The following is a 13,689-nucleotide window of genomic DNA, read 5'->3' on the forward strand; positions in this document are numbered from 1 at the left end:
CAAACAAGCCATATAAAAACCATCGTATCCATCCTCAGCAGGCGAGGTACGACGTTCTTCTAACAATTCCCATTGCTCGCCTTGTTCAGCCAAGAAACGACGTACGTGGTCTTCACTTTCAGAAGGTAGTAAACTACATGTAGCAAAAACCATTTTTCCACCCTTTTTCAACATAGATGAATATTGAGTAAGAATGTTATATTGAATTGTGCGAAGGTTTTCGATAAATTCTGGTGTAAGTTTCCACTTAGCATCTGGGTTACGACGAATTACCCCTAAGCCCGAACATGGAACATCGAGCAGCAAACGGTCGGCACTTTCCTGTAAACGCTTGATAGTTTTAGGCTCAATCAAACGAGTTTCGAGATTCATGGCACCAGCACGACGAGCACGTTTTTGTAATTCTTGAAGCTTACGCTCTTCTACGTCCATCGCGATAATGCGTCCTTTGTTTTCCATCAAAGCCGCAATATGCAAGGTTTTACCACCCGCTCCAGCACATGCATCAATCACGCGCATACCAGCTTTTACATCCAACATAGGTGCTACCAATTGTGAGGCTGCATCTTGTACTTCAAAAAAGCCATCCTTAAACATAGATGTTTTGAATACACTTGGGCGGCCTTCAAGGATAAGCGCATCGGGCAGTTCATTGTTGTAATCAGCATTAATGTCTTCATCACCCAACAAATCCGCAACGTGTTCACGGTTTGATTTAAGAGAGTTAACACGCAAAATAACAGGTGCTTGCTGATTTAGTGCATGAATTTCTTTATTCCATTTCTCAGTGCCTAGCTCTGCTTCTCCAAGGGCATCTAACCAATCTGGAACAGATTCGATTATTTTACGAATATTTTTGGCTTCTTCGTAACGACTAAAAATACGGTTGGTATTTACTTTCGAAAACTCAACCCAATCTGGTAAGCGAAAAAGTGCCTCGTCAGAATTAGCATGTTTGGCTTTGAGCAACTGCCAAGCACCAAACGCATGCCAGAAATGATATTTATTGAGTGATTCGGGTGCTTCAATCACAAAATGGAGCATACGCCACCAGCGAACAATTTCGTAAGTGTTTTCGGCAATGAACCCACGGTCACGGCTTCCCCACTTACGGTTTGATTTTAGTACATATTCTATAGCACGGTCTGCTTGACGTTTATTCAAAAAGATTTCTTGTAAAGTCCCAACAACGGCATCTGCCAAAGGGCGATGTATTCTCATGTGATTGTATTTTTGTATGAAACCACAAAGTTCCGAATTTTTTGGGAGTTTGGAAAGGATAAAGAATCATAGCATGGATATTTCATTCATTATCAATTCTCAAGAAAACCTTTCATTTTGATTCTATAATCACAAATCTTCCTGCTACCTTTGTAGCCCAATAAGCTAAATGCTTATCTCTTACCACGTAATCCTGTTAACCGATTACACAATCTTGTCAATAATTTATGTTTTTAGATAAAATCAAATCAAAAGAGTCTGGTATCTTATTGTATGGAATAACGCCTCCCAAAGCACAGGTTGGTCCAGAAAAAGTAATAGAAATTGCAGAGAAAACATTAGCTCGTTTACACAATCTCGATATTGATGCTTTAGTCGTGTATGATGTTCAAGACGAATCAGCTCGTACTAGCGAAGAGCGCCCTTTTCCATTTATTAGTGCTCACGATCCTTTTGAGTTTGCCAAAAACCATTTATCCTCGCTACAAGTACCCAAAATTATCTATCGTCCAGCAGGTAAATTTACAAAAGAAGAATTGAATGTTTGGTTGAGCGATGTAGTGGCTCATGGTTTTTCGCCTGTATTTGTGGGGGTACCTTCTCCAGATTTTGTGCCTGTTACCAGTTTACCAGAAGCTTATAATGTTTGGAGACAATATCAAGACCAATCGGTCATTGGTGCTGTCACGATTCCTGAACGTCATGCGGTATTGAAGGATGAAGATCAACGTATTTTGGATAAAGTATCGTCGGGAGTAAGTTATTTTGTGTCGCAATGTGTATTTAATGTCGATTATGCCAAAGCGATGTTAGATGCTTTGGTACAAGCCTGTCAAGCGAAAAATCAGGAAATTCCAACGATTATCTTTACGCTAACAGCCTGTGGGTCTTTGAAAACATTACATTTTATGGAATGGTTAGGGATTCACATTCCAGAGGAGTTGAAAGAAGAGTTTAAGGCTTCAGAAAATATCTTGGCAAGGTCTGTAGAAGTATGCATAACTATTGCAGATGAGCTAATCAACTATTGTTTGCAATTAGGAGTACCGGTAGGGTTTAATATTGAAAGTGTAGCGATTCGTAAAGAAGAAATCGAAGCGTCGATTGCAATGGTAAACCAGATAGGGGAGATGTTGAAAGCAGAAGGTTTACGCAAATAATAGTTGGTGTCAACTGTAGAGACGTAATATTTTACGTCTCAAGCCAAGTCAGATCAAAAAAGCGGTCGGAAATTGTTTTCCGACCGCTTTTTTGATACTATCCTATTGTATGACTCCACATTAGACGCAAAGTATTGCGTCTCTACAAATAAAACAATCACTCATTCGCTCAACCACTAAATCACTCAATTAAATTCGGGTTTTACGCGCCAAAAAGGTCGCTTGACAAATATCTGTCGCCACGATCACAGATAATACATACAATTACTCCTGATTCTAATTCTTGTGCTAAGCGTACAGCCGCCGATGCCGCGCCACCACTACTCATTCCTCCAAAAACACCTTCCACTTTTGCCAAGGTATTGGCCATGGCACGCGCTTCTTCTTCCGAAATATCCATTACTCGGTCTACACGACTTGGGTCATAAATTTTAGGAAGATATTCTTCAGGCCAACGACGTATACCTGGGATTTTTGAGCCTTCTGTTGGCTGACAACCTACAATTTGAATAGCTGGATTTACTTCCTTCAAAAATTTGGAAGTGCCCATAATCGTACCCGTTGTTCCCATTGAGCTTACAAAGTGCGTTACTGTTTGGTTGGTATCACGCCAGATTTCGGGCCCTGTGCTATGATAATGCGCCATGTAGTTGTCTGGATTAGCAAATTGATTCAACATCAAAAAGCCCCCTTTAGCTACCTGCGCTTCTGCATAGTCACGAGAACCTTCGATACCCTCTGAGGCTGGTGTAAGTGTAACCTTAGCCCCAAATGCTTCCATCGTCAATACACGCTCACGAGTAGAGTTTTCGGGCATTACCAATTCTATATCAATGTCAAAAAGACGAGCAATCATTGCCAAGGCAATACCAGTATTACCTGAAGTCGCTTCGATGAGTTTTATTCCTGGGGTGATTTCACCTCTTTCCAATGCACCTTTAATCATGCCATAAGCTGCACGATCTTTGACAGAGCCCCCTGGGTTGTTGCCTTCTAATTTTCCTAGAATTTTTACATTAGGATTAGGATTAATACGATTTAATTCAACCAGCGGGGTATTTCCCACCAAATCCAAAAGTGTTGCCATAATTTGTATTTTATATGAGCAAATTGCTATGAGATTCTAACAAGTGTACGATTTTCTGGATAATTCCTGCTCAAAGACCATAGCCAATCGCCCAATGCTTAATTTAATATCTTTACTTGTTCTTGATGGTAAATTTTGGTTTGAGGAGGCACACTTCTAGTTAGCCATACATTACCACCAATAATCGAATGCGCACCCACAACTGTTTCGCCACCCAAGATTGTTGCTCCCGAATAAATCACCACATGGTCTTCGATGGTTGGATGACGTTTGAGCGACGCCATTTCTTTACTTACCGACAGTGCTCCTAAAGTAACGCCTTGATACAATTTTACATGTTTTCCGATGGTTGTAGTTTCGCCAACTACCACACCTGTACCATGATCTATCATAAAATATTCGTCGATATCTGCACCAGGATGAATGTCAATGCCTGTTTTAGAGTGAGCGTACTCTGTTAAAATACGAGGAAGCATTGGCACATTCATTTGATAAAGAGCATGAGCCAAACGATAAAAAGCAATCGCATAAAAGCCCGGATAAGCTCGTATTACTTCATACTCACTTTGAGCTGCTGGGTCACCAAGCAAGGTTGCTTGAACATCAGTCAATAGAACTCTGTAAATTTCGGGGAGCTTTTGAATATAGTTGGTCGCCAAAACGCGGGCATCTTCATCGAGATGCATCTGCATAGAGCGCAATAGACGTGTGAGTCTTAGCTCGATTTGGTCAAAAGCCTCTTGAAGCTCATCCAAACAGCCATAGTGTCTTTGGGTTTGCTCTGGAAAAAGCGTGAGCATGATATCAGTAAACAACTCTTTGACCGCCGACGTAGAAGGGAAGGTATTGGACTTGGTATGTTTTTGGCTTAATGCCTCTAAAAAGTCTTTTGGTAACATGTACGCTGAACGTTTGGTAAACGTCTATTAATCATTGAGAAATTATGAGACAAAATTAGGTAATTGCGCCTAGACTAACGAATATCCTACTAATAAACTTGGTTATTGCTTGATACCTTCCAGACATTCCGACCATAAATCTTCAAGAAGCTATTATTGGAATGTATCAGGCCAATTCAATATCAATGTTATTTTAACGATTATAATGCCAAATAGATTCGTATTTTTGTGAAATAATCTCAAGAAGATTAAGTCCTAAATCTTCCCCAGATGATAGAGCACTTGTTATGAAGAGGTTCAAAGGAATGGCTTTGTTTTGAGCTATTTGTGTGCTGAGATACAGTAGATTAGGTTTTTTCTGTAAAAGAAGAAGAGGAGTTTCTAAAAATACAGATATCTATATTATCAAAAGATGCAATTAGCCTTTGTTGCCAAATTATATTTTGTGTTTTTATCAAAAAGCAAGGATAAATTATTAATTTTGACTACTATTTAATTGAAAAATTAGGTAGAGTACGTTTTTAACAAGAAAAAATTTCACTATGTCAAGTTTAGCTACTCAAAAAGGTGTATTGCATGGAGATGCAGTGCAAGAACTCTTCGAAGTTGCCAAAAAACATCAATTTGCATTACCCGCTGTTAACGTAACAGGTACAGACACTGTTAATGGTGTATTAGAAGCTGCAAAAGCTGTTAATTCTCCAGTAATCATTCAGTTCTCAAATGGTGGTGCTCAGTTCTATGCTGGTAAATCTTTACCAAATGGCAAACAAGAAGCATCTATTGCAGGTGCAATCTCTGGAGCTCATCACGTACACCAATTGGCCGAAGCGTATGGCGTGCAAGTAATCTTACACACAGACCACTGTGCAAAAAAATTGTTGCCTTGGTTAGACGGTCTTTTGGATGCAGGTGAAAAATTCTATGCACAATATGGTAAGCCACTTTTCTCTTCACACATGATTGACCTTTCTGAAGAGCCTTTGCACGAAAACATCGAAATCTGTGCAAAATATCTTGAAAGAATGGCTAAGTTAGGCATGACTCTTGAAATTGAGTTGGGTGTAACTGGTGGCGAAGAAGATGGCGTTGACAACTCAGACGTTGATTCATCTAAATTATATACCCAGCCTTCTGAAGTAGCGTATGCTTATGAAGAATTGAGCAAAATTTCTCACCGTTTCACTATCGCTGCTGCATTTGGTAACGTACATGGTGTATACAAGCCAGGTAACGTGAAGTTGCAACCAGTTATCTTGAAAAATTCTCAAGATTTTATCAAAGAGAAATACGGTTTGGAAGCTGAGAAGCCAATCAACTTCGTATTCCACGGTGGTTCTGGTTCGTCTCGCGAAGAAATCCGTGAAGCTATTTCTTACGGTGCTATCAAAATGAATATCGATACAGACTTGCAATGGGCATTCTGGGAAGGTATTTTAGGATACTACAAAGCAAAAGAAGGTTATTTGCAAGGACAAATCGGTAACCCTGAAGGGGAAGATTCTCCAAACAAAAAATACTATGACCCACGCGTTTGGTTACGTAAAGGTGAAGAAACTTTCGTTAGCCGTTTGAAATTGGCATTCGAAGATCTTAACTCTTTAGATGTAAACAACTACTTGTAGTCATACAATAAATATTAGTTCGAAGCCGTTCAATAGGATTTATTGAACGGCTTTTGTTTTATCAAGAAATGCCGTCAAATTTGTTACCTGCTAAACATACCAAAGTTATAGAAACTAAGAATTATGACCATTTTAATCGTAGAGGATGAAGCTATTGTAGGCATGGATCTCGTTGCTCGACTTGAGGCTGAGGGATATGATGTGTTGGAGGTTGCTGATAACGGCAAAGATGCGCTAGCTTTGTTCAAAGCCAATGAAGTGGATTTGGTTTTACTCGATATTCAACTGAAAGGTAGCTGGGACGGCATAATTACTGCCCAACACTTAAAACAGATAAAGTCAGTACCAATTGTTTATTTATCGGGTCAAACGGATGAGGAAACCCTTGAGCGCGCCAAAGAAACCTCCCCTTCAGCCTATCTTACAAAACCTATTAACGATGTTGCTCTAAGGATTTCTATTGATTTGGCTATTCATAATTTTGCTAAAGCCAAAGAAGAATTGTCTAATATGAAGGTGTTGAATCCCGTTTCAAAAGAACCTAGTGCTACCCGAGAATCGATTTTACAAATCGATAATTTCATTTTTATTAAACAAAGTTATCAGTTTAATAAAGTCAAACTTAGCGAAATTTTGTACTTGGAGTCCGATAACAACTATGTGCATATTATTACAAGTTCAAAAAAATTTACTTTACGTTTGACTTTAAATGGGGTTTTGGAACGCATTAATTTTGATAAATTGGTACGAACTCACCGTTCTTTTGCCATCAATATTGATCAAATAGAATCTTTCAATGACCATGAAATCACTATGGGAAAATACACAATTCCTCTAGGGCGTAATTATAAAGACGATTTTATGCGTTATTTTGATTTTCTCTAAAACTATTTATTCTTCTCAACTATTGAGGCGGTTATCTCGTTGAGTACCCTGATTTTTTCCTGAAAATCTCCTTGAATCGATTTTCTTATTTCACGAAGATTGTCGAGGAGATTTTGAATATTGTCTGGAATAATATCATCCAAAAACTCCCTGATGCGTTTGGCCATTGTTGGCGACTTGCCGTTTGTGGATATGGCTATCTTTAAATCACCTTTTTGAACAATAGAACCTAGATAAAAATCGCATAAATGTGGTGTATCTGCCACATTGCACAAGATTCTTTTTTGTTTTGTGATAGCCTTAATTTCGGCATGAAGTTGAGGATTGTCGGTTGCTAGAATTACTAAATCCTTTTCATTTAGGTCATGTTCTTCAAAACCTCTTTCAATAATCTGGACTTGCTGGTAATTACTAATAAACTCTCTAAAGCTATCTAGTATCATCGGGGCAACTACGGTGATTCGTGCTTCGGGGCTATTTTGTAACATTGCCGATATTTTTTCAAGCCCTACATTACCAGCTCCTACCAATAGAACATCTAAGGTATTTAGTTTTAAGAAAATAGGGAATAAGTCGTTTTGTGCCATAATTTTGGAGTGATTGTCTTTTTGGTAAAGCGAAGTTCTATAAAATTGTTTGAATTCTGCCTTAAAACAAACAAAAAACCTTGTCGAGAATCCCAACAAGGTTTATGTAATCAAGCATTTATATAAAACATTTTTTGAACCAATTTAGGACACAATCGTATCTACCGTAGCACGTATAGCTTTTTTGTCGATTTTGCCAACAGAGGTCTTAGGAATCATGGTCGTAAAATTAATTGCGTCAGGAATCGTCCAAGGAGTTATTTTACCCGCATCAACAAATTGCTTCATGTGTACTTTTAGTTCGTCTTTACTAAGATTTTCCCCTTCTTTGAGCACAATGAGTGCATAAGGTCTTTCGCCCCATTTTTCGTCTGGAATGCCTACCACAGCTACCTCTTGAACAGCCTCAAGTGTGCCAATCATATTTTCGAGCTCAATCGAACTTACCCATTCTCCACCAGATTTGATCACATCTTTGATTCGATCACTGATTTTGAGAGAATAGTTTTGGTCGAGAGCAGCCACATCTCCAGTATGTAACCAGCCGTCTTTCCAAAGTTCCTCTGATTTTTCGGTATCTTTAAAATACCCTTGTGTGAGCCAAGGCGTTCGTACTGTAATTTCTCCAATATCTTCGCCATTTGCTTCAACAGCTCGTCCTTCGGCATCTATGAGTCTTAAATCAACAAATACAGATGGAGTACCTGTACGTGTGCGAGCGTCTACTTGAAAATCTAAATCAGGATTAGCCTTATCGGTAGCATTTAGGTAAACCGTAGACAAAATTGGGCAAGTTTCGGACATTCCATATCCTGTTATGACATCTACCCCACGCAAAAGTGCAGCTTTTGCCAAAGCCTTGGGTAAAGCAGACCCGCCAATTACAACTTTCCATTTAGATAAGTCGATTTGCTGTGTAGCTGGATGGTTTACAAACATTTGCAGAATCGTCGGCACACAATGCGAGAAGGTGGGTTGCTCCTTGATAAAACATTTTAAGACAATCTCTGGCTCAAATTTTCCAACATATACTTGCTTGGCTCCAGCCATAGTAGCCACATACGGAAATCCCCATGCATGTACGTGAAACATTGGAGTTAGGGGCATATACACATCAGAACTCTTAAATCTGCAAGTACCATCAACAGTTCCGAAAGTAAAGCATAAGGCTAAAGTATGTAGCACAAGCTGACGGTGTGTAAAGAATACACCTTTAGGATTACCAGTTGTACCAGTAGTATAAAAGGTTGTAGCAACAGCATTCTCATCAAAATCTTCAAATAAAAATTCGTTTGAGGCCTGAGTCAAGAGAGCTTCGTATTCTCCTAAAATCACTAATTTATCACTTTGCGGTAACAATTGCCCATCCGTACAAACAATAATACCCTTGACTGTCGAAAGTTCGCTTGCGAGCGATTCTAGCAAAGGCAAAAAGTCTAAATGACAGATGATGATAGCATCCTCTGCATGATTAATTGTGTATAATATTTGAGCAGCTGATAATCTCCAGTTGATGGTGTGTAAAATATTCCCAGTCATCGGAACGCCAAAAAAACATTCTAAGTAACGATGAGAATCATAATCTAATACTGCGACAGTTTGACCACCATCAATGCCAATAGAAGAAAACACATTAGCAAGCTGAGCTACTCGTTGGTTGAGTGTAATATAATTATAACGGACAAGGTCTCGATAAACAATCTCTCGGTTTGGTTCAAGCTTGGTAGAATAGGCTAAAATACTTTTTATAAGCAACGGATATTCAAAAGCCTGCGAAGCCACAGGGAGTTTTTTAATTTTCATAGTCTTAAAGTATTAAGTATTTCTACTTGAAATATTTATAAAAAATATTAAATGGTTAATGTTTTTTCAAAGATACAAAACAATTTTAATTAACAGCGACAAAAACCAAACCTTATGAGAATAAATTAACGTAAGTAAATGAACAAAATTAGATTTAAGTTATAAGTTTAGGGACAAGGCAACAGGCACAAGGCACAGAGTGTTAAAATGTTTTTATTAACCACAGCTATGCTTTTTTCCAAAGCCCACCGCCGAAAGCTGATACCTGAAAGCCTGATGCACAAAACTTGAATTTTGTTTTGCGTACCAACTTAAGCAGAATTAAGTAATATAAAGAAGTTGGCAGAATGATATGAGTCATTTTTTGTAAAGGAAAAGGTGTCAAACGAAAAATTAAACTATTAATTGTTGATAATTTCTTATATGTTTGTTGAAAATTCGATATATTTCGAAAACCAATCTATATCACCACGCCTAAGTGCTTGTTAAAATTATTAAAGAGAAGCCGATTATAATTTCAATAAATTCTTAAATATTTCATAATCAACTTAAAAGCATTGTGTAAAGGGTTGAGATACTTTTTTTTGCCCTAGAAGTGGTCAATTAAAGTTACTAAAAGTAGAGACTGAGTTTGAGGAGAAACTTCTTGAAAAAGAAGAAAATAGCCATTATGCCGTTTAAAAAGTTTATCCCTTTTTCTATGGTATATCATCGTTCATCCCTTAAATTTACTTAGTGTTTTAGTATTTAATGGCAACTTTTGCGAATATTCAAACACTACTCATTTGGATTCAATTCGCAAGTAAATGAGTAATCTTAACCTAATATCGTTTCTTAAATACTTGTTAACTTATGAGCACCCTTACTCGCAACAGTTTTTTAGCTTTAGCATTATTAGTGGTAGGTTCTGTGACCTCATGGGCTAAGCCATTGACAGAAGGCGGAGTCTTGTCCAATAAGAAGCCAAAAGCATCAGTGGAAGCAGCGCCTGTTGCTCCTTATGCAACTTACAAAGTTCTCAAATGTGGCTACGAAAATGGCCCTAGTGATGAAGGTCTCTATGTAGGCTTGATTGCTGAGAATTGTAACTCTGGTACTATTCACTGGTACAATAGTTCAGACAATGCTGAAATAGGTACAGGCGCCTACTTGGAAAGACGTCTAACTCAGAATGCAAGTTTTTATGCAAAATGTGAAGAGGCTTCAGTGTATAGTCTTCCTTCTGCTCCAGCAAATGTTATTTACGCTAGAATCCCACCACGCCCTCAAGTTTATTCTGTGAATACAGGTAGTTTTAGCTATTATGAAACTTGCCAAGGTCAAGCCAAAGAACCTGTTCGAATAGCATCTACTGTAACAGATCCTAGCTACGATTATGTATGGGACAGAGATGGCGCTACTGGTGTTACTTCTGGAAATACGCAAGGTCAAGGTTCTTCCCAAATCGAAGTTGACCTTACAGGTAACTATTCGGTAAGAGCAATCTCCCGAAATTGCCCAACTCCTGCTGGTACACAATTCTCAAGCAATTATGTTTTTGTGTTGTTTATCGAAATTCAAAAACAACCTGTCATTACAGGTGATTCTTTGTTCTGTCAAGGCAAAGTGGTTTCGTTGAAATCTGATAGTGCAACACACGTAAAAGATTATAAATGGTATGTAAACGGTGTCTACCAAGATTCGTTGGGCAACAAAAGCTCTATCAAATTTAGCAAGACAGCAAAAATTCAAGTTCAAACTGTAGAAAACCGTCAGGGTTGTGTATCTAAGTTGTCGAACCCAATCAATCTAAAAGCTTTGACAGTTCCAGCTAAGCCAGTAATTACTGCTTCTAAGAAAAATGCTGGAATCTGTAGCGGAGATACTTTGACATTGACTTCAAGTTTAGGGTTTCAATACAAATGGAATACTGGCGCAACTACTGCTAGTATTAGAGGTATCAATGCGGTAGGGAAGTATGCAGTTCAGGTAATTGATACAAGTGGTTGTGTGTCTCCAACTTCTGATACCACGATTGTGAAGGTATATGCATTACCTGCAAAACCAACAATATCTTCGGATGGCCCACTCGCATTCTGCGATGGATTTAGTGTAAACTTGACTTCATCTACTCAAAGTAAATACACTTGGAGCTCAGGTGAAACAACTAAAGCTATAAAAGTAACTAAGGCTGGTTCTTACACTGTGGCTGTTCGTGATACAAATAACTGTTTGTCGCCAACATCGGACGCTATCCGTGTAACTGTTTATGCATTGCCTGCCAAACCGACTGTTACGGTAAAAGGTGATGGAGCTGTGAAAATTTGTGCCGATAGAAGTATCGTTCTTGAATCATCAGTGCTAGCTTCGGGTGAAACAACTAGATACAGATGGACTACTAATGACACTACTCGTTCAATCACAATTAAAGTTACCACTAAAGCTGCAGTAAGAGTAATAGACCCTCGTGGTTGTGTGTCACCTCTTTCTGATACTACTTCAATTACGGTATTGCCTTTACCAGCTGCGCCAGTAGTTACAGCCGAAGGGGCAGTTACTTTCTGCTCAAGAGATGTTACAGATTATACTAAAGAAAATAGCGTAAGATTAACAGCATCTAGCTCAAATGAGGTAACTTGGAATACAGGTTTGGTTAGCAAAGTTTTGGATGCAGTAAAATTGTCAGGACAGTATTCTGCAACGGCAAAAGATGCTAATGGTTGTGTATCCGCTCGTTCGAATGTAATTACGGTTACTGTTAAAGAAAGCCCTAGTGCTTCTGCTGCTAGTATCGTCAAAGATGGTGCATTTACCTTGAAAGCTACTAATTTCCCAGATGGTACAGATTATCAGTGGAAATATGGTTCTGAAGTGTTGACTTTTGTGGAAGAAAGCATCAAAGCTAATCGTTATGGCGATTACTCTGCTCGTAGAAAAGTAGTTTATGCTGTACCTGCTCCGTTAAATACTTTAGTTTGTTATACTGATTATTCTAAGGCTTACACATTTAAAGAAGAGCCAGAGTTGAAAGGTTTAGCAATTTATCCAAACCCAAGTAATGGTCTAGTTACTGTAGAAACTCTAGAGAATTATAACAAAGTAAGTTTCTCAATCTATGACATGATTGGCCGTTTGATTTACACAGGCTCAATTCCTACTATCACGGGTAAAGTGGTGGTTGACTTGAGAAATCAGCCTGAAGGGTCTTACTTGTTTAGATTCCAAGCTGATGGATTTGAATTAACAAAACGTATTATCATCAATAGATAATAAAAATATATTGCCCAAAGCCCCATCATTGCTCCAATGATGGGGCTTTTATTTTTACATAAACCTTCAATATTCAACAAACCCTATGAGAAATATATTCTTTCTTTGCTTACTACTTTCTATTTTGACTTCGTCATCCAAGGCACAATGGATTCACCAAAAGATTAATACCACAGCAAGCTTTAGAACAGTGCATGCTGTTTCAGAAAGTATCGTCTGGATTAGCGGTAGCAAAGGAACGGTGTTGAGAACGATAGATGGCGGGCAAAATTGGCAAGTGCTCAACGTTTCTGGTGCAGAGAAATTAGACTTTAGAGATATCTATGCCTTTAATGACAAAGAGGCAATCATTGTGAGTGCAGGGGAAGCATCTGAGGGTGCTGCCAAAATTTATCGTACCAATGATGCTGGAAAAACGTGGAGTTTGGTATTTCAAACAGAGGAAAAGGGTGTTTTCTTTGATGGTATTGATTTCTGGGATAAAAAAACAGGTTTAGTTTTCTCTGATCCTGTAGAAGGACGCTGGTTTTTACTCAAAACTAAAGACGCAGGTAAAACATGGGAAAGACTTGTCCCGATCACTTTACCAGCCAATAAAGGCACAGAGGCAGCATTTGCAGCTTCTGGGACTAGTATGATTACTGTAGGTAAAAAACAGGCATATATATGTACAGGAGGAGCTGAGTCGGCACGCGTATTTAGAACTTTAAACCAAGGGCAAACATGGGAGGCTATCGATACTCCTGTGCCTGCAGGTAAAGCATCAGGTTTGTTTGGAATGAAATTTTGGGATAACCAGCATGGGGTGGCTGTAGGTGGCGACTATCTGGAGGTTGATAAAGACTTACCCAATGTATTGGTCACTGCTGATGCTGGAAAAACGTGGCAGCTGGAGGCTAATACCAATCCTGCTGGCCTGAAAGAAGGAGTCGGTGTATGGCAAAAGAGAATCCTTATTGCGGTTGGTCCATCAGGCACAAGCTATTCGAAAGACTTTGGAAAAAGCTGGAATATGATAGATAAGACGCCATTTCATGCAATTAGTACCGTTGGTAATAGTGTTTGGGTCGTTGGAGGGAAAGGGACAGTTGCACGCTTGAATACAGATTTTTTAAAGTAGACTAGTAAAATTAGAAAAGATAAACATGAGTCATCCCTAATTTAGCGATTGAG

The 13,689-nt window shown here is 38.7% G+C and carries 10 protein-coding genes; 5 read left to right on the forward strand and 5 right to left on the reverse strand.

Annotation, left to right across the window (positions count from 1 at the left end):
- On the reverse strand, window positions 1–1,221 hold a 1,221-nt coding region (locus ACOVQ4_RS19955; RefSeq protein ID WP_421822365.1), incomplete at its 3' end, for an RsmB/NOP family class I SAM-dependent RNA methyltransferase.
- 227 nt (window positions 1,222–1,448) lie between these two features.
- Here ACOVQ4_RS19955 and ACOVQ4_RS19960 point away from each other — a divergent pair.
- Entirely contained in the window at window positions 1,449–2,381 is a 933-nt protein-coding gene (locus ACOVQ4_RS19960) for a methylenetetrahydrofolate reductase (protein WP_421822366.1), read from the forward strand.
- Between the two features lie 202 nt (window positions 2,382–2,583).
- Here the strand turns inward: ACOVQ4_RS19960 and cysM are convergent, their stop codons facing one another.
- On the reverse strand, window positions 2,584–3,468 hold the full coding sequence (gene cysM / locus ACOVQ4_RS19965) for a cysteine synthase CysM (RefSeq protein ID WP_166578222.1): 885 nt from the start codon (window positions 3,466–3,468) through the stop codon (window positions 2,584–2,586).
- Window positions 3,469–3,566: 98 nt separating this feature from the next.
- Window positions 3,567–4,367: a serine O-acetyltransferase gene (locus ACOVQ4_RS19970; protein ID WP_421822367.1), complete on the reverse strand. Its 801-nt coding sequence runs from the start codon at window positions 4,365–4,367 to the stop codon at window positions 3,567–3,569.
- Between the two features lie 542 nt (window positions 4,368–4,909).
- Between ACOVQ4_RS19970 and fbaA the strand changes: the two genes are divergently transcribed.
- Window positions 4,910–5,992, forward strand: coding sequence for a class II fructose-bisphosphate aldolase (fbaA, locus tag ACOVQ4_RS19975; RefSeq protein ID WP_421822368.1), 1,083 nt, complete (start codon window positions 4,910–4,912; stop codon window positions 5,990–5,992).
- Window positions 5,993–6,115: 123 nt separating this feature from the next.
- Complete coding sequence (locus tag ACOVQ4_RS19980) at window positions 6,116–6,877, forward strand: LytR/AlgR family response regulator transcription factor (RefSeq protein WP_421822369.1); 762 nt, start codon at window positions 6,116–6,118, stop codon at window positions 6,875–6,877.
- 2 nt (window positions 6,878–6,879) lie between these two features.
- Here the strand turns inward: ACOVQ4_RS19980 and ACOVQ4_RS19985 are convergent, their stop codons facing one another.
- Window positions 6,880–7,464 (reverse strand): precorrin-2 dehydrogenase/sirohydrochlorin ferrochelatase family protein, encoded by a 585-nt coding sequence (locus ACOVQ4_RS19985; RefSeq protein WP_421822370.1) that lies wholly within the window; start codon window positions 7,462–7,464, stop codon window positions 6,880–6,882.
- A gap of 144 nt (window positions 7,465–7,608) precedes the next feature.
- Window positions 7,609–9,267 carry a fatty acid--CoA ligase gene (locus ACOVQ4_RS19990; protein ID WP_421822371.1) on the reverse strand — a complete coding sequence of 553 codons (1,659 nt, stop codon included), beginning with the start codon at window positions 9,265–9,267 and terminating at the stop codon, window positions 7,609–7,611.
- A gap of 852 nt (window positions 9,268–10,119) precedes the next feature.
- Here ACOVQ4_RS19990 and ACOVQ4_RS19995 point away from each other — a divergent pair.
- Both ACOVQ4_RS19995 and ACOVQ4_RS20000 read left to right on the forward strand, forming a co-directional pair.
- A complete protein-coding gene (locus ACOVQ4_RS19995; RefSeq protein WP_421822372.1) occupies window positions 10,120–12,516 on the forward strand; it encodes a T9SS type A sorting domain-containing protein in 2,397 nt (798 codons plus the stop codon).
- A gap of 85 nt (window positions 12,517–12,601) precedes the next feature.
- Window positions 12,602–13,636 (forward strand): WD40/YVTN/BNR-like repeat-containing protein, encoded by a 1,035-nt coding sequence (locus ACOVQ4_RS20000; RefSeq protein ID WP_421822373.1) that lies wholly within the window; start codon window positions 12,602–12,604, stop codon window positions 13,634–13,636.
- Window positions 13,637–13,689 lie beyond the last annotated feature (53 nt).

It is taken from the genome of Flectobacillus sp., assembly GCF_049240685.1.
Taxonomy (GTDB): Bacteria; Bacteroidota; Bacteroidia; order Cytophagales; family Spirosomataceae; genus Flectobacillus.